Origin of the sequence: Herbaspirillum sp. NPDC101397, assembly GCF_044767325.1 — a bacterium.
Taxonomy (GTDB): domain Bacteria; phylum Pseudomonadota; class Gammaproteobacteria; order Burkholderiales; family Burkholderiaceae_D; genus Herbaspirillum.
On sequence record NZ_JBIWNS010000006.1, the window covers coordinates 14,106 to 36,975 of the forward strand.

28 protein-coding genes are annotated in these 22,870 nt (G+C 61.6%); 3 read left to right on the forward strand and 25 right to left on the reverse strand.

All coding sequences use genetic code 11. From position 1 onward, the window contains the following. Nucleotides 1-99: 99 nt before the first annotated feature. From tatA to ACIROW_RS15190, 22 genes are all read right to left on the reverse strand, one after another. On the reverse strand, nucleotides 100-321 hold the full coding sequence (gene tatA, locus ACIROW_RS15085; RefSeq protein WP_016834683.1) for a Sec-independent protein translocase subunit TatA: 222 nt from the start codon (nucleotides 319-321) through the stop codon (nucleotides 100-102). Between the two features lie 83 nt (nucleotides 322-404). Then, nucleotides 405-788: a histidine triad nucleotide-binding protein gene (locus tag ACIROW_RS15090; protein ID WP_116434260.1), complete on the reverse strand. Its 384-nt coding sequence runs from the start codon at nucleotides 786-788 to the stop codon at nucleotides 405-407. Nucleotides 789-868: 80 nt separating this feature from the next. Beyond that, the gene (locus ACIROW_RS15095) at nucleotides 869-1,213 is read right to left on the reverse strand and encodes a phosphoribosyl-ATP diphosphatase (protein WP_402277038.1); all 345 of its coding nucleotides are present in this window, start codon (nucleotides 1,211-1,213) and stop codon (nucleotides 869-871) included. Next, nucleotides 1,210-1,674, reverse strand: coding sequence for a phosphoribosyl-AMP cyclohydrolase (hisI, locus tag ACIROW_RS15100; protein ID WP_402277040.1), 465 nt, complete (start codon nucleotides 1,672-1,674; stop codon nucleotides 1,210-1,212). Before hisI ends, ACIROW_RS15095 begins: the two co-directional genes overlap by 4 nt. Then, nucleotides 1,671-2,435: an imidazole glycerol phosphate synthase subunit HisF gene (hisF, locus tag ACIROW_RS15105; protein WP_094562503.1), complete on the reverse strand. Its 765-nt coding sequence runs from the start codon at nucleotides 2,433-2,435 to the stop codon at nucleotides 1,671-1,673. The genes hisI and hisF overlap by 4 nt, the downstream gene beginning before the upstream one ends. Continuing rightward, nucleotides 2,432-3,223, reverse strand: a complete 792-nt coding sequence (hisA, locus tag ACIROW_RS15110; protein WP_402277042.1) for a 1-(5-phosphoribosyl)-5-[(5-phosphoribosylamino)methylideneamino]imidazole-4-carboxamide isomerase — start codon at nucleotides 3,221-3,223, stop codon at nucleotides 2,432-2,434. The genes hisF and hisA overlap by 4 nt, the downstream gene beginning before the upstream one ends. A 107-nt stretch (nucleotides 3,224-3,330) precedes the next feature. After that, the gene (hisH, locus tag ACIROW_RS15115; protein WP_402277044.1) at nucleotides 3,331-3,969 is read right to left on the reverse strand and encodes an imidazole glycerol phosphate synthase subunit HisH; all 639 of its coding nucleotides are present in this window, start codon (nucleotides 3,967-3,969) and stop codon (nucleotides 3,331-3,333) included. Between the two features lie 63 nt (nucleotides 3,970-4,032). Next, nucleotides 4,033-4,629 carry an imidazoleglycerol-phosphate dehydratase HisB gene (hisB, locus tag ACIROW_RS15120; protein WP_402277046.1) on the reverse strand — a complete coding sequence of 199 codons (597 nt, stop codon included), beginning with the start codon at nucleotides 4,627-4,629 and terminating at the stop codon, nucleotides 4,033-4,035. A 43-nt stretch (nucleotides 4,630-4,672) separates the two neighbouring features. Then, on the reverse strand, nucleotides 4,673-5,761 hold the full coding sequence (hisC, locus tag ACIROW_RS15125) for a histidinol-phosphate transaminase (protein ID WP_402277048.1): 1,089 nt from the start codon (nucleotides 5,759-5,761) through the stop codon (nucleotides 4,673-4,675). Then, the gene (locus tag ACIROW_RS15130; RefSeq protein WP_402277050.1) at nucleotides 5,742-6,533 is read right to left on the reverse strand and encodes a DNA-methyltransferase; all 792 of its coding nucleotides are present in this window, start codon (nucleotides 6,531-6,533) and stop codon (nucleotides 5,742-5,744) included. Before ACIROW_RS15130 ends, hisC begins: the two co-directional genes overlap by 20 nt. Before the next feature lie 46 nt (nucleotides 6,534-6,579). Continuing rightward, nucleotides 6,580-7,893 carry a histidinol dehydrogenase gene (hisD, locus tag ACIROW_RS15135; protein ID WP_402277052.1) on the reverse strand — a complete coding sequence of 438 codons (1,314 nt, stop codon included), beginning with the start codon at nucleotides 7,891-7,893 and terminating at the stop codon, nucleotides 6,580-6,582. A 65-nt stretch (nucleotides 7,894-7,958) separates the two neighbouring features. After that, nucleotides 7,959-8,624, reverse strand: coding sequence for an ATP phosphoribosyltransferase (gene hisG, locus ACIROW_RS15140; RefSeq protein ID WP_402277054.1), 666 nt, complete (start codon nucleotides 8,622-8,624; stop codon nucleotides 7,959-7,961). Nucleotides 8,625-8,637: 13 nt separating this feature from the next. Next, nucleotides 8,638-9,888 carry a UDP-N-acetylglucosamine 1-carboxyvinyltransferase gene (gene murA / locus ACIROW_RS15145; RefSeq protein ID WP_116434270.1) on the reverse strand — a complete coding sequence of 417 codons (1,251 nt, stop codon included), beginning with the start codon at nucleotides 9,886-9,888 and terminating at the stop codon, nucleotides 8,638-8,640. Between the two features lie 14 nt (nucleotides 9,889-9,902). Continuing rightward, nucleotides 9,903-10,139, reverse strand: a complete 237-nt coding sequence (locus ACIROW_RS15150) for a BolA family protein (RefSeq protein WP_029363541.1) — start codon at nucleotides 10,137-10,139, stop codon at nucleotides 9,903-9,905. Nucleotides 10,140-10,213: 74 nt separating this feature from the next. Continuing rightward, a complete protein-coding gene (locus tag ACIROW_RS15155) occupies nucleotides 10,214-10,978 on the reverse strand; it encodes an ABC transporter permease (protein ID WP_116434271.1) in 765 nt (254 codons plus the stop codon). Next, on the reverse strand, nucleotides 10,975-11,886 hold the full coding sequence (locus ACIROW_RS15160; RefSeq protein WP_116434272.1) for an ABC transporter ATP-binding protein: 912 nt from the start codon (nucleotides 11,884-11,886) through the stop codon (nucleotides 10,975-10,977). The genes ACIROW_RS15155 and ACIROW_RS15160 overlap by 4 nt, the downstream gene beginning before the upstream one ends. 176 nt (nucleotides 11,887-12,062) lie before the next feature. Beyond that, the gene (locus ACIROW_RS15165) at nucleotides 12,063-12,347 is read right to left on the reverse strand and encodes a lipid asymmetry maintenance protein MlaB (protein ID WP_402277058.1); all 285 of its coding nucleotides are present in this window, start codon (nucleotides 12,345-12,347) and stop codon (nucleotides 12,063-12,065) included. Between the two features lie 23 nt (nucleotides 12,348-12,370). After that, nucleotides 12,371-13,003, reverse strand: coding sequence for a phospholipid-binding protein MlaC (locus ACIROW_RS15170; RefSeq protein ID WP_116434274.1), 633 nt, complete (start codon nucleotides 13,001-13,003; stop codon nucleotides 12,371-12,373). A 255-nt stretch (nucleotides 13,004-13,258) separates the two neighbouring features. Next, nucleotides 13,259-13,969: a VacJ family lipoprotein gene (locus ACIROW_RS15175; protein ID WP_402277060.1), complete on the reverse strand. Its 711-nt coding sequence runs from the start codon at nucleotides 13,967-13,969 to the stop codon at nucleotides 13,259-13,261. Continuing rightward, nucleotides 13,966-14,442, reverse strand: a complete 477-nt coding sequence (gene mlaD / locus ACIROW_RS15180; RefSeq protein WP_402277062.1) for an outer membrane lipid asymmetry maintenance protein MlaD — start codon at nucleotides 14,440-14,442, stop codon at nucleotides 13,966-13,968. Before mlaD ends, ACIROW_RS15175 begins: the two co-directional genes overlap by 4 nt. 105 nt (nucleotides 14,443-14,547) lie before the next feature. Further along, nucleotides 14,548-15,327, reverse strand: a complete 780-nt coding sequence (mlaE, locus tag ACIROW_RS15185; RefSeq protein WP_116434277.1) for a lipid asymmetry maintenance ABC transporter permease subunit MlaE — start codon at nucleotides 15,325-15,327, stop codon at nucleotides 14,548-14,550. Beyond that, the gene (locus ACIROW_RS15190; RefSeq protein ID WP_402277064.1) at nucleotides 15,324-16,127 is read right to left on the reverse strand and encodes an ABC transporter ATP-binding protein; all 804 of its coding nucleotides are present in this window, start codon (nucleotides 16,125-16,127) and stop codon (nucleotides 15,324-15,326) included. The genes mlaE and ACIROW_RS15190 overlap by 4 nt, the downstream gene beginning before the upstream one ends. 290 nt (nucleotides 16,128-16,417) lie before the next feature. On the opposite strand from ACIROW_RS15190, the gene ychF reads away from it, so the two are divergent. The 3 genes from ychF to ACIROW_RS15205 all read left to right on the forward strand — a co-directional run bounded on the left by ychF (nucleotide 16,418) and on the right by ACIROW_RS15205 (nucleotide 19,651). Continuing rightward, a complete protein-coding gene (ychF, locus tag ACIROW_RS15195) occupies nucleotides 16,418-17,509 on the forward strand; it encodes a redox-regulated ATPase YchF (protein WP_402277066.1) in 1,092 nt (363 codons plus the stop codon). Nucleotides 17,510-17,524: 15 nt separating this feature from the next. Then, entirely contained in the window at nucleotides 17,525-18,424 is a 900-nt protein-coding gene (locus ACIROW_RS15200; protein ID WP_402277068.1) for a class I SAM-dependent methyltransferase, read from the forward strand. A gap of 132 nt (nucleotides 18,425-18,556) precedes the next feature. Beyond that, a complete protein-coding gene (locus ACIROW_RS15205; RefSeq protein WP_402277070.1) occupies nucleotides 18,557-19,651 on the forward strand; it encodes a DUF484 family protein in 1,095 nt (364 codons plus the stop codon). Here ACIROW_RS15205 and ACIROW_RS15210 read toward each other — a convergent pair. The 3 genes from ACIROW_RS15210 to ACIROW_RS15220 all read right to left on the reverse strand — a co-directional run bounded on the left by ACIROW_RS15210 (nucleotide 19,648) and on the right by ACIROW_RS15220 (nucleotide 22,856). Further along, nucleotides 19,648-20,535: a DMT family transporter gene (locus tag ACIROW_RS15210; protein ID WP_402277071.1), complete on the reverse strand. Its 888-nt coding sequence runs from the start codon at nucleotides 20,533-20,535 to the stop codon at nucleotides 19,648-19,650. The two genes, ACIROW_RS15205 and ACIROW_RS15210, sit on opposite strands and share 4 nt — an antisense overlap. 78 nt (nucleotides 20,536-20,613) lie before the next feature. Further along, nucleotides 20,614-22,230, reverse strand: coding sequence for a rhodanese-related sulfurtransferase (locus ACIROW_RS15215; RefSeq protein WP_402277072.1), 1,617 nt, complete (start codon nucleotides 22,228-22,230; stop codon nucleotides 20,614-20,616). Continuing rightward, a complete protein-coding gene (locus ACIROW_RS15220) occupies nucleotides 22,227-22,856 on the reverse strand; it encodes a cysteine dioxygenase (RefSeq protein ID WP_402277073.1) in 630 nt (209 codons plus the stop codon). The genes ACIROW_RS15215 and ACIROW_RS15220 overlap by 4 nt, the downstream gene beginning before the upstream one ends. Nucleotides 22,857-22,870 lie beyond the last annotated feature (14 nt).

Consider the following 22,870-nt stretch of genomic DNA (forward strand, 5'->3'; position numbering starts at 1 on the left):
GTGCGCGAGGCCGGGCCGGCGGGGCATCAGGAACAACGATAGCCCGCGCAGCCTCGCCAAACCACAAGCGGCGAAACGGTGCGGGCGTCGGCGGAAGACTCAGCTGCCGGATTTTTCTTTGTCTTTGGCTTGCACGTCGATGATGGTCTGATCCTTGGCGACAGGCTTGTCTTTGTCTTCTTCTTCGCCCTTGACGCCGTCCTTGAAGCCCTTGACGGCCTTGCCGAGGTCGGAACCCATATTGCCCAGCTTCTTCGTGCCGAACACCACCATGACGATCACCAGAACAATCAACCAATGCCAGATACTGAACGAACCCATTTTTCTCTCCTAAGCGGACACGCGTGCCCTGTATTCAAATAAATCTTTGTTGCAATATTCCTGCCAGGCCGGATGCGTTGTCCTTATCCCTGCAGCACGGACTTGGTGCGCCACGGATGGGCGCCGCCAATGACATGCATGTGGAGATGGTACACCTCTTGGCCGCCGTCCGGGCCTGTATTGAAAAGCGTCTTGAAACCGCCGGTCTTGTTGCCGGTCGCGTCAAGCTGGTAGCCGCATCCCTGTTCCTGCGCCAGTTTTGGCGCAAGCAGGGCCATTTTACCCAATAGCGCCGCATGTTTCTCGCCGCAGTCGGCCAGCGTAGCGACGTGCAGTTTCGGGATGATCAGGAAATGCACCGGCGCGGCCGGGTTGATGTCGTGGAACGCCAGCACGTCGTCGTCTTCGTAGACCTTCTTCGACGGGATTTCTCCGGCGGCGATCTTGCAAAAAATACAGTTGTCCAAAGCTGCTCCTCCTGGGGTGTCCCGGTTAATCGCCGCTGTTGCGGTCGTGAATTCTTATGCGTTGATGCTGATTGTGTTGATTACGCGTCCGCCGGACGAGCTGCCTTCTCTTCGAGACCAGACAAGCCTTCGCGGCGCGCCAGTTCGTTGAGCACGTCTTGCGGCTTGAGGTCGAAATGGGCCAGCATGACCATTGAGTGGAACCACAGGTCGGCGCACTCGTAGAGCACCTTCGAGGCATCGCCGCTGACGCGCGCGTCCTTGGCGGCCATGATGGTTTCGGCGGCTTCTTCGCCGATCTTTTTCAGGATGGCGTCGTCGCCCTTGGAAAACAGCTTGGCGACATAGGACGTGGCGGGGTCCCCGCCGTTGGCCAGCTTGCGCGACTCGATCACGTCGGCAAGGCGGCGCAGAGTCTCACTCATGGCGTTACCTTGGGGGCTGTCTTGGTAATTGTCTTGCGGACGCGCTTGGGCTTTTCCTGGGCGGGCGCCGCTTCGTCGTCTTTGAGCACCGGCTCGACGGTTTGCCACTCGCCGGTCTCGGCGTTGCCTTCGAACTTCTGGAAGAAGCAGGAATGACGGCCGGTGTGGCAGGCGATGCCGGCCACCTGCTCGACCTTGAGCAAGACCACGTCTTCGTCGCAGTCGAGGCGGATTTCGTGCACCTTCTGGAAATGGCCGGACTCTTCACCCTTGTGCCACAGCTTCTTGCGCGAACGGCTCCAGTACACCGCTTCGCCGGTCTGCACGGTGCGGGCCAGCGCTTCGCGGTTCATCCAGGCGAACATCAGCACGTCGTTGGAGCCGACTTCCTGGGCGATCACCGGCACCAGGCCGACTTCGTCCCACTTCACCTTGTTCAGCCATTTTGCACTGATGCTCATGCCAGCCTCATCGGGATATTTTGATCCGCCATAAAACGTTTCGCTTCCTGCACGGTGTGTTGACCATAGTGGAAAATGCTTGCCGCCAGCACTGCATCGGCCTTGCCCTGCTTGATGCCGTCAGCCAGGTCCTGCAGGCCGCCGACGCCGCCCGAGGCGATCACGGGAATGGCCACCGCTTCCGACACTGCGCGTGTGAGCGCCAGGTCGAAACCGCTGCGGGTGCCGTCACGGTCCATGCTGGTCAGCAGAATTTCACCGGCGCCGAGTTGCGCCATCTTGCGCGCCCACTCGACCGCGTCCAGCCCGGTGGCGTTGCGGCCGCCGTGGGTGAAGACTTCCCACTTGCCTTCGCCGGTGCGCTTGGCGTCAATCGCCACCACGATGCATTGCGAACCGTATTTGCTCGCTGCGTCTTCCACCAACTGCGGATTGGTTACCGCGGAAGTGTTGATGCCGACCTTGTCCGCACCCGCGTTGAGCAGGCGCCGTACGTCGTCGACTGCACGCACGCCGCCGCCTACGGTCAGCGGAATGAAGACCTGCGACGCCACCGCTTCGATGATGTCGAGGATCAGGCCGCGGCCGTCCGAGGAAGCGGTGATGTCGAGGAAGGTAATCTCGTCCGCGCCCTGCTCGTCGTAGCGGCGCGCGATTTCAACCGGGTCGCCGGCATCGCGCAACTCGAGGAAATTGACGCCCTTGACGACGCGACCGGCCGTCACGTCGAGACAGGGGATGATGCGTTTTGCGAGTGTCATGATGGTTCGCTGTCGGACCCTTCGGATTCCGTCAATTCGTCGGCACGGTCCTGCGCCGAGCTCAGGTCCAGCGTGCCTTCGTAGATCGAACGGCCGCAGATGACCGCTTCGATGCCTTCGTCCTGCACGCCGCACAGGGCTTCGACGTCCTTGATGTTGTGCACGCCGCCGGAGGCGATGATCGGAATCGAGACCGCCTGCGCCAGGCGCACGGTGGCTTCGATGTTGACGCCGCCCATCATGCCGTCGCGGCCGATGTCGGTGTAGACAATGGCTTCGCAGCCGTAGCCTTCGAACTTCTGCGCCAGGTCGATCACTTCATGGCCGGACAGCTTGCTCCAGCCGTCGGTGGCGACCTTGCCGTCCTTGGCGTCGAGGCCGACGATGATCTGACCCGGGAACGCGCTGCAGGCATCGTGCAGGAAGCCCGGATTCTTCACCGCGGCGGTGCCGATGATGATGTAGGACAGGCCGTCATCGAGATAGCGCTCGATGGTGTCGAGGTCGCGGATGCCGCCGCCCAGTTGCACGGGGATTTCCTCGACGTCGTTCTCGACGGCGAAATCACGCACCGCCTTGAGGATGGCCTTGACGGCCGATTCGTTCTTCGGCTTGCCGGCGAAGGCGCCGTTGAGGTCGACCAGATGCAGGCGACGCGCGCCCTGCATCAGCCAGTGCCGCGCCATTTCGGCGGGGTCCTGGGAGAATACGGTGGCTTGGTCCATATCGCCTTGCTTCAGGCGAACGCAATGACCGTCTTTCAGGTCGATGGCAGGTATCAGCAGCATGGCTACGGTAATGACGTTGAGTAAGTGAAGGACAGGTCAGCGCACGGTGTTCGATATGCGCATGGCTTGCCGGTTGGAAAAAGAACTGAGTGAAAATTAAGCAAAAATCAAGGTTTCCAGTGTACGAAATTCCGATACAGCTGCAAACCCGCAGCGGCACTTTTTTCCGGATGGAATTGTGTTGCAAAAATATTATCGCGAGCCACGGCGCACGCGAACGGCGCGCCGTAGACAGTTTCGCCGACGGTGTGTGCGCTCTCGCGCGGTTGCGCGTAGTAGCTGTGCACGAAATAGAAGTAAGCCTGTTCATCGACGCCCTGCCATAGCGGATGCGCGACTTTCTGATGCACGCGGTTCCAGCCCATTTGCGGGACCTTGAAACGCGAACCGTCTTCCTGGATCCGACCGTCGAGCTGAAAGCGCACCACCTTGCCGGGCAACAAGCCGAGGCCGGGCGTATCGCCTTCTTCGCTCCAGTCGAACAACATCTGTTCGCCCACGCACACGCCGAACAGCGGCTTGCTGCGCGAGGCCGCGATCACTGCGTCCTGCACGCCGGACTCGCGCAGGCTGCGCATGCAGTCCGGCATCGCGCCCTGGCCCGGCAGCACCACACGGTCGGCCGCTTCGATGTCGGCGACTTCGCCGGAGATGCGCACGTCGGCTTCGGGCGCGACATGGCGCAGGGCTTGCGCGACCGAGCGCAGGTTGCCCATTCCGTAATCCACTACAACAATTTTATTCATATCGAAAAATGCAAACGCACGGAAAGTGTCAATGGCGGAACGGAGTGTCCCGCCCGGCTCACATTACAGGCTACCTTTGGTGGAAGGAATCGTTCCCGCCGAACGCGGATCGAGTTCGATCGCCATGCGCAGGGCGCGGCCAAAAGCCTTGAATACGGTTTCGCATTGATGGTGCGCGTTGATGCCGCGCAGATTGTCTACATGCAGCGTGACTTGCGCATGATTGACAAAACCATGGAAGAACTCGCTGGTCAGGTCGACATCGAAGCCGCCGATCATGGAGCGGGTAAAGGGGATGTGATATTCCAGGCCTGGACGGCCGGAGAAGTCGATCACCACGCGCGACAGCGCTTCATCCAGCGGCACGTAGGCATGACCGTAGCGGCGGATGCCCTTCTTGTCGCCGATGGCCTTGGCGAAGGCCTGGCCGAGCGTGATGCCGACGTCTTCCACGGTGTGGTGCGCATCGATGTGCAGGTCGCCCTTGGCCTGGATGTCGAGGTCGATCAGCCCGTGGCGCGCGATCTGGTCCAGCATGTGATCGAGGAAAGGCACGCCGGTGTCCAGCTTTTGCTGGCCGGTGCCATCCAGGTTGATCGCGACGCGGATTTGCGTCTCGTTGGTGTTGCGGACGACTTCTGCAGTTCGTGGAGTTGACATGATCAGGGTAAAACAGACATTACAAAAATGACAAAGGTGCTTCCTAGATGCGCTCTTGAAGCGTTTCTTTCAAGGCGATCAGGAACAGGGAATTCTCTTCGGGTGTACTGACATTGACTCTGAGGCAATTTTGCAGCGATGGATGCATTTTACCGGCATTTTTGACTAATACCTTACGTTGCTGCAGCCCGGTGAATACTTTATCCGCATTTGCCAGCCGGACCAGCAGGAAATTGGCGGCGGACGGGAACACTTCAACGCCGTCGAGCGCCGCCAGCGCCGCCGCCAGACCGGTGCGCGCATTGCGCAATGCCGCCGCCTGACGGTCCAGTTCGGTGGTGTGGTCGAGCACGAACTCGGCCGCCGCCTGCGTCAGCACGTTGATGTTATAGGGCGGCCGCACCTTGTCGAATTCCTGCAACAAGGAGGCTCCCGCAGCCATGTAACCAAGGCGGATGCCGGCCAGCCCGAGCTTGGAGACGGTGCGCATGACCACCAGATTGTTGAATTCCGGCAAGCGCGGCATGAAGCTTTCCTGCGCAAACGGCTGGTAGGCTTCATCAACCACCACGATGCCGCCGTCACCGACCGCGCGGATCACCGCTTCGATGTCGGCCACGTCATACAGCGTGCCGGTCGGGTTGTTGGGATACGCCAGGTAAGTAATCGCCGGCCGGTGCGCGGCGATCGCCGCCAGCATGGCGTCGCGATCGAGCGTGAAGTCGGCCTTGAGCGGCACGCCGATGTACTCGAGCCCGGCGAATTTCGCCGACACGCCGTACATCACGAAGCCCGGCTCGGGCGCCAGCACCTTGGCGCCGGCCTGGGCGCATGCCACCGAGACGATGGAAATCAGCTCATCCGAACCATTGCCCAGCAGCACGTCGAAGCCGGTCGGCACGCCCATGTGGCGGCACAGTTTTTCCTTGAGCAGCTTGTAGGACGGCACCGGATAACGATTCAACGCCACCGCGGCCAGGCGTTGCCCGAGCTCGTCACGCAAGGCCTGCGGCAGCGTGTACGGGTTTTCCATGGCGTCGAGTTTGACGAAGCCGGCGGCATCCGGCACCGGATAGGCGGACAGCGCGCGCACGTCGGCGCGGATGATGCGTTCAACCAGGGACTTGCTCATCGGATATCTGTGTCGAAGTGGGATCAAGGTCGGCCACGCGTTGATCGATCAGCGCGCAATAGGCCGGATTCAGTTCAAAGCCGACAAACTGGCGGCCACAGCGTCGCGCCGCCACCGCCGTGGTGCCGCTGCCCATGAAGGGATCCAGCACCACGCCGCCGGGTGGGCACGACGCCTTGATCATGCGCTCGACGATTTCGAGCGGCTTCTGGGTCGGATGGTCGGCGCGCTCCTTGTGCTCGCGATGCAGGCGCGACACGCTCCAGACGTCCTTCGGGTTGTACCCCATCTCCAGCCACTTGGCGCCGACGAAGATCGAGCGCGAGCGCGCCTTCTTGGTCTGGGCATCGTACGGAATGCGGATGGCGTCGAGGTCAAAATAGTAATCTTTTGCGCGTGCGAAGAAACCGATGGTGTCGTGCACCGAAGAATACTTGCGCGTGCTGCCGCCCATGGACGGCACGCGGCGGTCCCAGACGATTTCGTTGAGCATGGTCATGCGACGCTTGAGCATGACGAAGATTTCCGGCGAGTACCGCCAGGTCAGGAAGATGTAAAGACTGCCGTTGGGCTTGAGCTTGGGTAGCGCGGCATCGATCCACTGCTCGGTCCAGGCCAGGTAAGCGTCATTGTCGAGCTTGTCGGAATCGTTGCCGTAGTCCTTGCCGAGACCGTAAGGCGGATCGGCAATCAACAGGTCGATCTCGCCATCGGGAATGCGCGCCAGGCCGTCCAGCGCATCTTCGCAAAAAACGCGGTCGCGCCAGCTCATCGCCGACCCGGCCGGGCTGACTGAGCTGGGCGGACGCGCAGGGTCGTCATTTGAGGCGCAACTCGGCGGAACGGGCGTGCGCCTGCAAACCTTCGCCGTAAGCCAGTTCGGCGGCAACCTTGCCCAGTGTCTGGGCGCCGGCTTCGCTGACCTGAATGATGCTGGAGCGCTTCTGGAAATCGTAGACGCCCAGCGGCGACGAGAAACGCGCGGTGCGCGATGTCGGCAACACGTGGTTGGGCCCGGCGCAATAATCACCCAGCGCTTCGGAAGAGAAACGACCGAGGAACATGGCGCCGGCGTGACGGATCTTGTCGGCCCATTGCTGCGGCTGTTCGGTGGAGATTTCCAGATGCTCGGCGGCGATCGCGTTGGCGATCTCGCAGGCTTCGTCCATGTCGCGCACCTTGACCAGCGCGCCGCGATCGGTCAGCGACGTACGGATCACGTCCTTGCGCGGCATGGCGTCGAGTTGCTTGTTGATGCTGGCTTCGACCTTGGCGATGTAATCGCCATCCGGGCACAGCAAAATGGATTGCGCCAGCTCGTCATGCTCGGCTTGCGAGAACAGGTCCATGGCGATCCAGTCCGGATCGGTGCTGCCGTCGCAGATCACCAGGATTTCGGACGGACCGGCGATCATGTCGATGCCGACCGTGCCGAACACGCGGCGCTTGGCGGCGGCGACGTAGGCATTGCCGGGACCGACGATCTTGTCGACTTGCGGAATTGTGTCGGTGCCGTAAGCCAGCGCGCCGACGGCTTGGGCGCCGCCGATGGTGAACACGCGGTCGACGCCGGCAATCGCCGCAGCGGCCAGCACCAGTTCGTTCTTCACGCCGTCCGGAGTCGGCACCACCATGATGACTTCCTGCACGCCGGCCACCTTGGCCGGGATGGCGTTCATCAATACCGACGACGGATAGGCAGCCTTGCCGCCCGGCACGTAGATACCGACGCGATCCAGCGGCGTGACCTTCTGGCCCAGCACGGTGCCGTCGGCTTCGGTGTAGAGAAAACCGTCGGAGCCGCACTCCTTCTTCTGGCGCTCATGGTAGGCACGCACGCGGTCAGCGGCAGTCTGCAAGGCGGCGCGACGCGCAGCAGGCAAGCCGTCCAATGCTTTTTTCAACTCGTCCTGGCCGATTTCCAGCGCGGACACGGCGGTGGCGGACAGGCGATCGAAACGGTTGGTGTATTCCAGCACGGCGGCATCGCCGCGCGCCTTGACGTCGGCCAGGATGCCGGCGGCGGCGCGATCGATGGCCTCGTCCTCGCCGGCCTCAAAGGCCAGCACGGACGACAGCGTCTGCCTGAAGCCGGCGTCGGTGGAATCGAGTTTTCGGATTGCTATGCCCATGATGTCGCCTTCGGTGCTTTCAGTACGTTCGATGCTTGCGCTGTGATGTTCAGCGCATGTGTCTGTTATGCGTTTGCCTGCGACGCTTTTTCGAATGCTTCGAGGATCGGTTGCAGGCGTTCGCGTTTCAGTTTCAGCGCAGCCTGGTTCACCACCAGGCGCGATGAAATTTCCATGATGTGTTCGACTTCCACCAGCTTGTTGGCGCGCAAGGTGCCGCCGGTGCTGACCAGGTCGACGATGGCGTCGGACAGGCCGACCAGCGGGCCCAGCTCCATCGAGCCGTACAGCTTGATCAGGTCGACGTGCACACCCTTGGACGCGAAATGTTCACGCGCGGTCTTGACGTACTTGGTGACAACGCGCAGGCGCGCGCCCTGGCGCACCGCACTGGCGTAATCGAAACCTTCCTGCACCGCGACCGACAAACGGCACTTGGCGATGTTCAGATCGATCGGCTGGTACAGGCCTTCGCCGCCATGCTCCAGCAATACGTCCTTGCCGGCCACGCCGAAATCTGCCGCGCCGTATTGCACGTAAGTCGGCACGTCCGAGGCGCGCACGATGATCACGCGCACGGCCGGGTCATTGGTCGGCAGGATCAGTTTGCGCGAGGTCTCGGGATCTTCGGTGACTTCGATGCCGGCCGCCTTGAGCAGCGGCAGCGTTTCTTCGAAGATGCGGCCCTTGGATAGGGCCAGGGTGAGCTGCGGAGTGAGTTGCTGAGTCATTGTTTGCTATCGATTATTTGACGCGTTCGATCTGGGCGCCGATCGAGGACAATTTGTTTTCCATGCGATCATAGCCGCGGTCGAGGTGATAAATGCGCTCGATCAGCGTCTCGCCTTGCGCGGCCAAGCCGGCGATGACCAATGACGCCGAGGCGCGCAGATCGGTCGCCATCACCGGCGCGCCGATGAATTTTTCCACGCCCTTGACGATCGCCGTATTGCCTTCGATGTCGATGGCGGCGCCCAGGCGATTCATTTCCTGCACGTGCATGAAGCGATTCTCGAAGATCGTTTCAGTGACGTGGCTGGTGCCTTCGGCGATGCAGTTCAGCGCCATGAACTGCGCCTGCATGTCGGTCGGGAAGCCTGGATATTCTGTGGTGCGGAAGCTGACCGCCTTGGGACGGCGCGCCATCTGCACGCGGATCCAGTCGTCGCCTGTCGTCAGGATGACGCCGGCTTCACGCAGCTTGTCGAGCGCAGCGTCGAGCAGGCTGCTGCGGGTATTCTTCAGTGTGACGTCGCCGCCTACGGCCGCCACGGCGCACAGGAAGGTGCCGGTTTCGATGCGGTCGGCGATGACGGTGTGCGAAGCGCCGTGCAGCTTGTCGACGCCCTGGATCACCAGGCGGTCGGTGCCGATGCCTTCGATCTTCGCGCCCATCGCGACCAGCAGATGCGCCAGGTCGCTGACTTCAGGTTCGCGTGCGGCGTTTTCCAGCACGGTCTCGCCTTCGGCCAGTACGGCCGCCATCAGCAGGTTTTCGGTGCCGGTGACGGTGATCATGTCGGTCACGATGCGGGTGCCCTTGAGGCGCTTGGCCTTGGCGTAGATGTAGCCGGCATCGATGGTGATTTCCGCGCCCATCGCCTGCAAACCCTTGATGTGCTGGTCGACCGGACGCGAGCCGATGGCGCAGCCGCCCGGCAGCGAGACCTTGGCTTCGCCGAAGCGCGCCAGCAGCGGACCGAGCACCAGGATCGAGGCGCGCATGGTCTTCACCAGTTCATAAGGCGCTTCGAGCTTGGTGATGTCATTGCCGTTGAGGGTGACGCTGTGATCGTTCTGCTCTGCGCGCAACCCCATCTGGCGCATCAGTTTGAGAATCGTGCTCACGTCCTGCAGGTTCGGCACGTTCGATAAATTCAACGTATCGGCGGTCAGCAGGCCTGCGCACAGAATAGGCAGCGCAGCATTCTTGGCGCCGGAGATGACGACTTCGCCGGAGAGGCGATTACCGCCGCGGATTAAAAGCTTGTCCATGAAAAAGCTAGGCCTTATTTCTGAAATTCTTCGGGAGTGAGGGTCTTCATCGACAGGGCGTGAATTTCCTCGCGCATGCGATCGCCGAGCGCTGCGTAGACCAGCTGGTGACGCTGGATCAGACGCTTGCCGGCGAAGGAGTCGGACACGATAACGGCGGTAAAGTGCTGGCCGTCGCCCTCGACTTCGAGGTGCGAGCAGGCCAGGCCGGCAGCGATGTAGTTCTTAACGAGTTCAGGTGTGGGTAGCATGATGCGGCTCTTCACTAGGTAATCAAGGTAAATGGCGAACGTCGGACGTCGCCATCAATATGCGTCGATGTGCGTCAATGTGCGCCCGCGCGCAGTTTGTAGCCGCTCTTCAGCATCCGTACCGCCAGCGTCGACAGCGCGATGAAGAACACCACGACAATCGCCAGGCTGATCAGGGGATTGATGTCGGACTGCCCGAAAAAGCCGTAACGGAAACCGTCAATCATATAAAAGAACGGGTTGAAATGCGAGACTGTTTGCCAGAATGGCGGCAGCGAGTGGATCGAATAGAACACGCCGGCCAGGAAGGTCAGCGGCACGATCAGAAAATTCTGGAACGCCGCCAACTGGTCGAACTTCTCCGCCCAGATCCCGGCGACCAATCCCATGGTGCCGAGGATGGCAGCGCCCAGCAAGGCGAAGATCACGATCCACCACGGCGCCACGAAGCTCAGGTGACCGAACCACGCCGTCACCACGAACACGCCGGCGCCGACGATCAGACCGCGCACGACTGCTGCCAGCACGTAGCCGCCGAACATTTCCCAGTGTGACAGCGGAGTCAGCAGCACGAACACCAGGTTGCCGGTGATTTTGGACTGGATCAGCGAGGACGAGCTGTTGGCGAAGGCGTTCTGCAACACGCTCATCATGACCAACCCGGGCACCAGAAAGCCGGTGTATTGCACGCCCGGATACACCTGCACGCGGTCTTGCAACACGTGGCCGAAGATCATCAGGTACAGCATGGCGGTCATGATCGGCGCCGTCACGGTTTGCGTGGCGACCTTCCAGAAACGCAGCACTTCCTTGTAAAACAGTGTTTGAAAACCGGTCATTTGACGCCTCCCATGATCTGGATGAAGACATCTTCCAGATCAGCCTGTTGCAGCTGCATGTCGTCGATCACCGCGCCGCCTTCGCGCAGCGCCGCCAGGATCGGCTCGACGTCGTTGTAGTCGTTTACGCGCAGCGTATATTTCAGGCCGGACAACAATTCTTCGGGATGCGTCACCAGCGGACGCAGGCTGTCAGGCAAGCCGCCCGACTTCAGGCGCAGCACCAGTTGCGAACCGGAAATGCGCTTGATCAGCGCATCCGTCGAATCCAGCGCCACTACCTTGCCGAACTTCAGCATGGCGATGCGGTTACACAGCGCCTGCGCTTCTTCAAGGTAGTGCGTGGTCAGCACGATGGTGTGACCTTCGCGATTGAGGCGACCGATGAATTTCCACAGGGTCTGGCGCAGCTCGACATCGACGCCTGCAGTCGGCTCGTCAAGCACGATGACGGGCGGCTTGTGCACCAGCGCCTGGGCCACCAGCACGCGCCGCTTCATGCCGCCGGACAGCGCACGCATATTGGTGTCGGCCTTGTTGGTGAGGTCCAGGTTGTCCATCACCTCGTCGATCCAGCGGTCGTTGTTCTTCAAGCCGAAATAGCCGGATTGCATGCGCAGCGTTTCGCGCACGGTGAAGAACGGGTCGAACACCAGTTCCTGCGGCACTACGCCGAGCTTGGTGCGCGCCGCACGGTAATCGGTGACGACGTCGTGACCGTGGATGGTGACCGAGCCGGAGTCGGCACGATTCAAGCCGGCCACGATCGAGATGAGCGTGGTTTTGCCGGCGCCGTTGGGGCCGAGCAGGCCGAAAAACTCACCCTCTTCTATCGAGAGCGAAACTCCGCCCAGCGCCTGTAGCGACTGATAGCGTTTTTCGACGTTGTTGATCTGTAGAGCTGCCATTTTTTGGTCCGTATTCGGGACGCGTCAGAGTAAGCAAAAAGGGAACGAATCAGGCTGCCGGCCTTTTGCATCAAGGCAACAAGCGGTGCAGCGAAACGTTGGATTATAGGGGATTTCCGCTCTTGCAGCCGGAATGGGGGAAGCGGCTGCCGGCATTGCCGGCCGCCTTCAGGAGATCAGTGGTGTCGGTCGGATGCGGAAGTCGGCGCGCCCAGCAGCGACGCGGCGCCGTACAGGTCGACCAGGCTTTGCAGATTGGCCGGCAGCACGCCGAATTGCAGCGTCAGCCCCTTTTTCCTGGCGGCGCGTTGCCACGCCAGCAAGGTGGCGACGGCGGAAGAATCCACAGTCGCAACGCCGCTCAGGTCGATCGCCGACTGGCCGCCGGCAATTGCCTGCAGGCCGGCCGCCAGCGTGGCGCTGGCATTGTCGGCGGTAAGGGTGGCGGCGGGTTTGAACATGTCAGGTTTCCTGTCGGTCCCGGTTACTTCTTGCCCGAACGCGCAGCCAGCTGCTTGTTCTTGTCGGACAGGCTCTTGATCAGGCCGTCGATGCCGCCCTTGGTGATTTCGCTGTTGAAGGTGCCTTTATAAGCCTCCACCAACCACGCGCCCATCACGTTGACGTCATACATCTTCCAGCCCGACGACAGCTTTTCAAGACGATAGCTCAGCTGGATCGGCTCGCCGCGCGACTGGATCACTTGCGAACGCACTTCCACTTCAGTGTCGGCCGGATCGGCGCGCAGCGGCTTGTATTCGATCTTCTGGTCGCGGATTTGCGACAGCGCGCCAGAGTACGTATAGATCAGCAGGCTGCGGAATTCGGTGATCAGCTGCTTCTGCTGTTCAGGCGTCGCCTGACGCCAGTAGCGGCCGGCCGCCAGCGAGGTCATGCGCTCGGAGTCGACGTAAGGCAGGATTTTTTCTTCCACCAGGGCAACGATGCGGTTGATGTTGCCGGCCTGGATTTCCTTGTCGCTCTTGGCGGTGTTGATGACGTCGTCGCTGATGCGCTTGACCAGCGCGTCGGGCGCTTCCTGCGCAGAGGCAGCAGAAGCGAACGTCAGCGCGGAAGCCGACAGGGCAATCGCCAGAAATTTGGTAAGCATGTTCATAATCTACGATCCATTCATAAATAAGGCGCCACGATCCGTTTTTCGCTTTCGCCGCCTGCCGCAGCCGTGCCGGAGATGATCCGATACGCTGTTGCCATTCCACTTTGCCACAATTTTGTGCAACGCGTGCGGCGGGTTAAAACGGATATTGGATACCGGACATCCAACGTGGATGCATTCTCCGGATTTTCAAGTGAGGCCGGGCGCGATGATCGCGCCCGGCCGGTTCCACCTGTAATGCAGGTCGCGCGCCGGTTACGGCTTGACGACTTCTTCCTTGCTGCGATGATCGTCCTTGGTGCCGTCGATTTGCGATTGGCGGCTTTGCAGATAGGTGTCGCGCACGAAGTCATACTTGTCGAGCGCGGCGTCTTCCAGCAGGTTGGAAGCGTCCAGCAACTGTGCACGCTTGTCAATCACGCGCACCACCGAACCGACGTTACGCCAGCGCACCGGCTTCTTGTACGACCACAGATCGCCATAAAAATCGGCCGGCAACGCAGCGGTATCGCGAATCGTCGACGGGCCCAGCAGCGGCAGCACGACGTACGGGCCGGAGCCTACGCCCCATTTGCCCAGCGTCTGGCCGAAGTCGGACTTCTGCTTCGGCAAACGCGCTTCGGTACTGACGTCGAGCACGCCGACCAGACCGAAGGTGGTATTGACAGCCACGCGCATGAAGCTGGTGACGCCCGTTTCAACGCGGCCTTGCAGGATCTGGTTCACCGCCGACCACAGGTCGCCGATGTTGCCGAAGAAGTTGCCGATGCCGGTCTGCACGAAATTCGGCAAAACGAACTGGTACGCTTGCGCAGCTGGTTTCAGCGCCACCTTGTCGACGGTGTCGTTGAAGCTGAACATCGCGCGGTTGAAGCCTTCAAGCGGATCGTTCGGGTTTTGCGAAGTGGCGCAACCACTGAGCGCGGCGACCATGGCCAGCGCTCCGATGCGAGCTGTTATTTTCATTTTGAATTATCCTTTCCCTCTGCTGCCTTGCTATATAAGAACTGGCTGATCAGGTTCTCCAGCACGATCGCCGATTGCGTCATCTTGATCGTGTCGCCTGCCGCCAGATTTTTTACATCACCCCCCGGTTCGATACCGATGTATTGCTCACCAAGCAGACCTGAGGTCAGGATCTTGGCCGAACTATCCTTTGGAAACTGGTAGCGCTCATCCATATTGAGCGTCACCGATGCCTGAAATGTCTTGTCGTCGAAGCGGATCGCGTCGACACGTCCGACCACCACGCCGGCGCTCTTGACTGCGGCGCGCGGCTTGAGGCCGCCGATGTTGTCGAACTTGCTCGTGATCGAATAGGTCTTCTGATTGAACGAGAACGAGCTCATGTTGCCCGCCTTGAGCGCGAGGAAAACCAGCGCAGCCGCTCCCAGCAAGACAAACAAGCCCACCCACACGTCTAATGTTTTACGTTGCATACACTGCCATCCTAAAAATCAATCCGAAGCCCGCGATGAAGTTCGTTGCGGACTTGCCCTCATTATTCCTGACTGCGTTCCTGCCTGTATTCCGGCCTATGCTGCTCAGCTGAACATCAGCGCCGTCAGCAGGAAGTCCAATCCCAACACCATCAGCGAAGCGATCACGACCGTGCGCGTGGTGGCGCGCGAAACGCCTTCCGGGGTCGGCTTGGCTTCGTAGCCCTGATAAAGGGCAACGAAGGTTACCGCAATACCGAAAACGATGCTCTTGAGCACGCCGTTGGCAATATCGTTCCAGACATCCACACCACCTTGCATCTGCGACCAGAACGCGCCTTCATCGACGCCGATCATCAGTACACCCACAATATAACCACCCATCACACCGACGGCACTAAAAATCGCGGCCAACACGGGCATGGCAACAACACCGGCCCAGAAGCGCGGCGCGACCACGCGCTGCAGCGGATCGACGGCCATCATTTCCATCGCCGACAGTTGCTCGCCGGCTTTCATCAGGCCGATTTCAGCCGTCAGCGACGTGCCGGCGCGGCCGGCGAACAGCAAGGCGGTCACGACCGGTCCCAGTTCGCGCGTCAGCGACAGGGCCACCAGCAGGCCGAGCGCCTGTTCGGAACCGTACTTGTTGAGGGTGTAATAGCCTTGCAGGCCAAGCACGAAGCCGACGAACAGGCCCGACACGGCGATGATGACCAGCGAATAGTTGCCGATGAAGTGGATCTGGTCGGTGATCAGACGCGGACGGCGCCACAGGCCTCCCGACGAGCGGATCACAGTCCAGAACATGCGCGCAGCAAAACCGAGGCCGAGCACGAATTCGCGCAGAGAGCGGCCGATGCCGCCCAGGAAACCAGCGATCATTGACGTCCTCCCAGGCCGACGTCCTCTGCCAGCGAGCGGCCCGGATAATGGAACGGCACCGGGCCATCGGCCTCGGCGTGCACGAATTGCTTCACGTAAGGGTCCTGCGAGGCGCGCATCTCGTCCGGCGTGCCTTGCGCGACGATCTTGCCTGCCGACAGGAAGTAGACGTAGTCGGCGATGCCAAACGACTCGTTGACGTCATGCGAGACCAGAATCGAGGTCGAGCCGAGTGCGTCGTTGAGCTTGCGGATCAGGTTCGCGGTGACGCCCATGGAAATCGGATCGAGACCGGCGAACGGCTCGTCATACATGATCAGTGCGGGGTCCAGCGCGATTGCGCGCGCCAGCGCCACACGACGCGCCATGCCGCCGGAAATCTCGGCCGGCTTGAGCGATGCGGCATTGCGCAGGCCGACGGCGTTGAGCTTGAGCAGCACCAGGTCGCGGATCAGTTCTTCCGGCAGGTCGGTGTGCTCATGCAGCGGGAACGCGACGTTGTCGAACACCGTCATGTCAGTAAACAATGCGCCGTTCTGGAACAGCATGCCCATCTTGCGGCGCAGGCGATACAGGTCGCGGGTATCAAGCGACGGCACGTTCTCGCCGTCCACCGTCAGCGTGCCCGACTGCGGGCGCAACTGGCCGCCGATCAGGCGCAGGATGGTGGTCTTGCCGGAACCGGATCCGCCCATGACGGCGATCACTTTTCCACGTGGGAAGTCCATGTGGAGGCCCGACAAAATCGGGCGGTCCCCATAGCCAAAGTGCAAGTCGCGGATTTCTACGATGTTAGGCAAGACGTATACCAAGAATTCTCCAAAGGCGACATTGTAGAGCAAAAACAGCAATTGCTTTCGGCGGGGCAACAGGCAGTGTAAATACAATCCAACGCCAAACCGCAGATTTAACGCCTTGAAACAAAGCGGCAACACTTCAACTGACCAATCTCGGCGACTTGAGATGCAATTCTTATGTTTCCGCGTCGCAGCACAAAGCTTGCCGGAGATGCCGCACCGGCCACAGCAAAGCTGCGGATCGGCCGCCCGACTTGATACAATACCGCTTTTGATTAAGAAAGAATTTTGTCATGAGCCTCAAATGCGGCATCGTCGGCCTGCCCAACGTCGGTAAATCGACCCTGTTCAATGCCTTGACCAAGGCGGGTATTCCCGCTGAAAACTATCCGTTCTGCACCATCGAACCGAACGTCGGCATGGTCGAAGTGCCCGATCCGCGCTTGCAGGCACTGGCAGAGATCGTCAAGCCGGAACGTATTCTTTCGGCAACCGTGGAATTCGTCGACATCGCCGGCCTGGTGGCGGGCGCCTCCAAAGGCGAAGGCCTGGGCAACCAGTTCCTGTCCCACATCCGCGAAACCGACGCCATCGTCAACGTGGTGCGCTGCTTTGAAGATCCGAACGTGATTCACGTGGCCGGCAAGGTCAGCCCGCTGGACGACATCGCCGTGATCCAGACCGAACTGGCGCTGGCCGATATGGGCACGGTCGAGAAGGCGATCCATCGCGAACAGAAAAAAGCCCGCTCGGGCGACAAGGACGCCGCCAAGCTGGTGGCCCTGCTGGAACGCATCATGCCGGCACTGGACGACGCCCAGCCGGTGCGCGCACTCGGCCTCGACGCGGAAGAAATGGCGCTGATCAAGCCGCTGTGCCTGATCACGGCCAAGCCGGCCATGTATGTGGCCAATGTGTCCGACACAGGCTTCACCGACAACCCGCTGCTGGACCTGCTGACCAAGTACGCGGCAGAGCAAGGTGCGCCGATCGTCGCCATCTGCGCCGCCATCGAATCGGAAATCGCCGACCTCGAGGACGCCGACAAGACCGAATTCCTGGCCGACATGGGAATGGATGAACCGGGCCTGGACCGCCTGATCCGCGCCGGCTTCAAGCTGCTCGGCCTGCAGACCTACTTCACCGCAGGCGTCAAGGAAGTGCGCGCATGGACCGTACCGGTCGGCGCCACCGGCCCGCAGGCGGCCGGCGTGATCCACACCGACTTTGAACGCGGCTTCATTCGTGCGCAGACCATCGCCTACGAAGACTACATCGCCTACAAGGGTGAAAACGGCGCCAAGGAAGCGGGCAAGATGCGCGCCGAAGGCAAGGAATACATCGTCAAGGACGGCGACGTGATGAACTTCCTGTTCAACGTCTAAGCCATTGCCATCCCTATGAGCAGCAAGAAGCACAACAAACCTGCGGCGGCCGGCGCCGCTGCAGGTTCCAGCGGCGCCACCCCTGCCGCGACAATTCCGGAAATCCGTCCGGGCCAGTCGATCGAACTGCTCAAGGAGTTGCACATCCTGACGCGCGACGGCAAGCTCAACCAGGACAGCCGCCGCAAGCTCAAGCAGGTCTATCACCTGTACCAGTTCATCGAACCGCTGCTGCAGGAGATCCGCAACGCGCATCCCGATGTCAGCGTGGTCGATCATGGCGCCGGCAAGTCCTATCTCGGTTTTATCCTGTATGACCTGTTCTTCAAGGCGCTGGAAGGCAATTCGCGCATCTACGGTATCGAAACCCGTGAAGAACTGGTGCAGAAATCGACCGAGCTGGCCAAACGCCTGGGCTTTCCGGGCATGTCCTTCCTCAACCTGTCGGTGGCCGACTCGATAGGCTCGACCGCGCTGCCCGAACAGATCGACGTCGTCACCGCCCTGCACGCCTGCGATACGGCGACCGACGACGCCATCCACTTCGCGCTGAAAAAACACGCGCAGTTCATCGTGCTGGTGCCGTGCTGCCAGGCCGAGGTCGCCTCCGTGCTTAACCGCAACAAAGGCGCCTCGCTGGGCCGTACTTCGCTGACCGAGCTGTGGCGCCATCCGCTGCACACGCGCGAGTTCGGCAGCCAGGTCACCAACGTGCTGCGCTGCCTGCAGCTGGAGGCGCATGGCTACCAGGTCAGCGTGACCGAGCTGGTCGGCTGGGAACACTCAATGAAGAACGAACTGATCATCGCCCGCTACAAGGACCTGCCGCGCAAGCGGCCGACTGAACGCCTGCACGACGTGTTGCAGTCGCTCGGCCTGGAAGAAATGGGCGAGCGTTTTTTCAGCACGCTGTAAGCCAATCGCGGCGCGCTGGTGGTAAGCTTGTGCGTCCGCAGCAAATCGCCTGCCGGGCAAGGGGAACGCGGCTCCGGCCAGCGTTGAGGGTATCAAGGGAACCAAGCAAAAACGGCACAAGACCGGACCACGATGAATAGCGCTGTCGACACCCAAGCATTGCTGGTGGAAAACCAGCAGTTGCACGCCGAGTTGCAGGACCTGCTGGAGCAGGCCCGCATCAACCAGCAAATCATGCAGCGCCACCAGGATTTCGACCTGCGCCTGATCGGCTCCAGCGAATTCCGCGACCTGATCGAAACGGTGTCGCTCTTGATGCCCAACACCTTCAGCCTCGAAATCGTCACGCTCACGCTGGTCGACTACGCCTTCGACGTACGCCGCATCCTGCACGACCTGCAAATCGGTCTCGACGAGTATCCCAACCTGCTGTTCCTGCCCGAAGACGGCCCCGCCCTGCCGCTGGAGAAACCCACGCTCGGCCCCTACCAGCACGAATTGCATCAGTCGCTGTTCCCGCTTTACCAGCCCGCCAGCGTAGCGATCCTGCCGCTGACGCGCCATCAGAAACTGATCGGCTACCTGGCCCTGGGCAGCGCCCATGAAGGCCGCTTCACCGGCAACCTGGCGACCGACTTCATTGAACGGCTGGCCTCGGTGGTGGCGATCTGCCTGGAAAACGTCATCAACAACGAACGCCTCAAGCACATCGGCCTGACCGATCCGCTTACCGGCGTCAACAACCGCCGCTACATCGAACAACGCATGCAGGAAGAAATCGGCCGCGCCCAACGCGACCGTTCGGCGCTGTCCTGCCTGTTCATCGACATCGACCACTTCAAGCGCGTCAACGACAAGTTCGGCCACCAGAGCGGCGACGACGTGTTGCGCGAAGTGGCGACGCGTATCAAGAAGGAATTGCGCCTGAGCGATTCACTGGGACGTTACGGCGGCGAAGAATTCATCGTGCTGCTGACCCAGGCGACCATGCAAGACGCGGAACGCATCGCCGAGCGCATTCGCGCCAGCGTGGCCCAGCAAGTCATTGAGATTGTCGGCGCCGACGAAGCATTGCAGATCACCGTCTCCATCGGCGCCGCCTCGCAGACGCCACCCGACCGCAGCATGCCGGCCGACCAGGCGCGCCAGAAACTGATCGCCAGCGCCGACGAGGCGCTCTACCGCGCCAAGGAAGGCGGCCGCAACCGGGTGATGCTGGCGGTTTAGAGCGGCTGCTCCGCCACCCGGCGGTCACGCACCAGCCACGGCGTGGCGATGATCAAGGCGCCGCCGATCAGATCCTGGACGCGCAATTCCGCCGCGCCGAACAACCACGCCGACACGGCGGCGATGATGATTTCCACCAGCATGACCACTGCCGTGATGTTCGCCGGCAGCCTCGACACGCCGTATTGCAGGCACAGGTTGGACACCATGAACAGCACCGACCAGAGCGCCAGCGTCGGCACCGAGGGTGCGCCGATGGCCTCGGGCCAGGCGATCAGTCCGGACGCCGCCAGCGCTGCGCCCAGCATAATCGACAGCAGCGCGCCGCCGCTCAGCATGGCGATGGCGCGGGCACCGTCGGCGACGCCATGCAGGCGACGCAACATGATATTGTTGACTGCGAAGAAGAAACCGCCGGCCAGCGCCACCCAATCGGCCAGGTCGTGCGGCAGCGGCACGCCGATCGCCGGCTGGTACAACACGATGACGGCGCCCGTCAGACCCAGTGCAATCCGCAGCAAGGCGCGTTGCGTGATCGGCTCGTGCAGCACCAGCCGGGCCAGGATCACTGCCCAGATCGGCATCAGGTAAAACAGCAGCACCACGCGCACCACGTCGCCGAACGCCACCGCGCCGTTGAAGGCGGTGTTGGTCAGGCCGGACGCAATCGCCACGTAAATCAGCTCGGGATGCTTGCCGATCTCGCCCAGCGATTTGCGCTTGAGCAGCAGCATCCACAGCGTGCAACAGGAAAAGATGATCGCGGTCGCCCACAGCGGATGGATGCCCTGCTGCTGCAGGGATTTGAAGGCGATCCAGGACAAGCCCCAGATGGTGGTGTTGACGAGCAGTGCGCCGACTGCGCGCGGCGGGATGTGTTGCATGAGTACCGTTTCAAAAGAAAACGCGACCGTCATTGTAATCGGGTCGCGCGTTTTCTTTGCCTGTCGTTCAGCAATACCTCATATGACCTGGAACCCATGAGTGCCGTCGCGGCCAAGCTGCTCGACCAGCCCGAACTCCCAATCGAGATAGGCCTGCATGGCGGAGGCGGGATTGTCGGTGCCTTCGTAAGGACGACGATAGCGGTCGATGCGCGGCGAAGCCAGCGAGGTCGCGCCGGTCTCGATCGGCAGGCCGGCGGCTTTCCAGCCGTTGTTGCCGCCTTCCAGCAGGAACACAGGCTTATCGGTGAGTGCGGCCAGATCGCCGATGACGAATGCCGCCAGCAGGCTGCTGCCGCAAGTGACCACGTAACGCTCGGCTGCCGGCACATTCTGCAAGGCTTGCGCCAGTTGCGAGCGCAAGGCAAACCAGGCGCCGGGAACGTGCTGCTTGACGTAGTTCGCGCTAGTGGAGAAATCCAGCACGACGGTACCCTTGCCCGCGTTGCCTTGGGCTTTGTCTTGCTCCAGCCAGCCGGCCAATGTCTGCGGCGTAATTTTTTCAGAGGACGGCGCCGGCGGCAATTCCCGCGGTGCAAGACCTTGTTCGCTGAATTGCTGCGCGGTTGCGCCGTCGAGCACGTAGACTTCCCACGCCATCTGCGCCAGCCATGAAGCCGTCATGTTGGCGCGCACGCCGTCATCGTCGATCAGCACGATACGGGCGCCGCGCACGGTGGCGTTGGACTCGGTCTCCTGCACCAGCTGTCCGCCGGGCGCACTGAGGAAGCCGGGCAGATGGCCGGCTTCATATTCCTGCGGTGTGCGTACATCGAAGCGATAGGTGGTGCGCGCGGTGTCGGTGCGCAGCGCCTGCAAACCCTGTGCATCCAGCCGTTTGACGCCGGCGCGGTCAGCCACGGCGCGGGCATCGGCCGCCGCCTGCGCGCGCGTTGCCGCCGTCAGCTCAACCGGGAATTGCCGGCTGTTGCCGTGTTCGAGTTGCTGCCCGGCCAGCGTCCAGCCGATGGTGCCATTGCGCAGCGCGTGGACCTGGTTGGGAATGCCGGCATTGACCAGTGATTGCGTACCGATGATGCTGCGCGTGCGGCCGGCGCAGTTGACGATCACGCGCGTGTTCGGATCCGGCGCCAGTTCGCGCACGCGCAAGACCAGCTCGGCGCCTGGCACGCTGATCGAGGACGGGATGTTCATGTTCTGGTATTCGTCGAAACGGCGTGCATCGAGCACCACCACGTTTTCCTTCGCATCGAGCAGCGCCTTGACCTCGGGCGCCGACAATGACGGCGTGTGGCGCTTGCTTTCGACCAGCTCGCCGAAGGATTTGCTAGGCACGTTAACGTCCTGGAACAGCTCGCCGCCGGCGGCCTTCCATCCCGTCACGCCGCCGTCGAGCACGCTGACATTGCTATAGCCGAGCGCGACGAAGCGCTCGGCAGCCTTCCGCGCCAGGCCTTCGCCGTCGTCGAGCACGACGATGGTGGTATCACGGCGCGGAATGCGCGCATAGGCCAGCAATTCCAGGTGCGAGAACGACAGGTTGGCGGCGAACAGCGGATGCGCTTCGGCGTGCGGCGCTTCTTCACGCACGTCGAGCAGCGCGATTTCGCGGCGCGCCAGAAGGTCGTCGCGGACTTGTTGAAAGCTTCGTCTGCCGATGCGGATGCTGCTCATGTCGTCTTGCTCTCCTTGGATAAATCCCAGATGTTGGGCAGCGTGTCGTTCGAATAGCCCGAGATGAACGCCTTGCGCGTACCGTCCGGCTGATACACCGAACGGTTTACCGCGCCGATGTTAGCGCCGTAGACGTGCACGCTGATCGACACCTGGTCCGCATGCGCGTTGTGCACGCGGTGGATATCGTCGAGGCCTTCGAGGTTGGGCGAAATCGGCTCCACCATGCCGGGCGTCAATTGTATCGGTTCTCCGTGCGGCGCGAGCGCGCCCTTGCCGTTACCGTTGTCGTTGCCGCCCTGCCAACGATAGGACTGCGAATATTCCGAGCCGCGCAGCATGCCGATCAGGCCCCACACGGTATGGTCGTGCACCGGCGTTTGCTGGCCGGGTCCCCAGACGAAACTGACCACCGAAAAGCGCTGCGCCGAATCGACGTGCAGCAGGTATTGGCGATAGCGTTCCGGATCCGGTTGGGCATAGGCTTCCGGCAACCAGTCGTCGACTGCGACCAGATCGCGCAGGAGCTCGGCGCCGTCGCGCAGGATGGCCGCTTCGGCGCTTTCACGCCCGAGCAAATCGGAGAAGGAAGTGATGAACTGACGCAGGCGCTGATGATTGGGCATGGCTGTTTTCCCGG